Raw genomic sequence first — 606 nt, 5'->3', positions numbered from 1 at the left:
CCGCGGAACGCCGCCGATGGCCCGACCGGCGTCCCGCGGAACGCCGCCGATGGCCACGGCCTCGCCGATGATGCGCTCGACGCGGTAGCGGGGGTCGAACGAGCCCAGCGGATCCTGATAGATCGCCTGGATGTGGCGGCGGCGGGCGCGCCGCGCGCGCTCACGCAGCCCACTCCACGGCTGCCCGTCGAAGCGGACCGTCCCGGTGTCCGGCTCAAGCTGGCCGAGGACGATGCGGGCCACGGTCGTCTTCCCCGAGCCCGACTCGCCGACGACACCCAGCGTCTCGCCGGCGCGCAGCCGTAGCGACACGTCCCGTACGGCGTCCCGCCAGGTGCCGTCCGGGGAGCGGAAACGCCTGGAGATGCCCTCGACCTCCAGCAGCGCCTCACCGGTGGCTGCCGCGTCCACCCGCTGCCTGGGCGGGGCGCCCATCCCGGGCGCGTCACCCGGGGCCACCGGCCGGGGTGTCGCGGCCGCGGTATCGGGAACGGCGCCGGAGGCGGCACCGGCCGTACCGGAGCCTGACAGCGTAATGGCGGCGCTCGCCGCCTCGGAAGTGCCTGCCCAGGCGTCAACCGTTGCCGTGACGTCCGCTGCCGGGGC

Annotated in this window: 1 protein-coding gene; it reads right to left on the bottom strand. The window is 75.9% G+C overall.

Features of this window, described 5'->3' with window-relative positions:
* A partial coding sequence (locus AC5LSR_RS04975; protein ID WP_493468195.1) for an ATP-binding cassette domain-containing protein occupies positions 1 to 435 on the bottom strand: 435 nt, incomplete at its 3' end.
* Positions 436 to 606 lie beyond the last annotated feature (171 nt).

This window comes from Protofrankia sp. CiP1_Cm_nod4, assembly GCF_982290645.1.
Note: the sequence above shows the minus strand (reverse complement) of the source record. Positions and strands in the feature narration are given on the sequence as shown.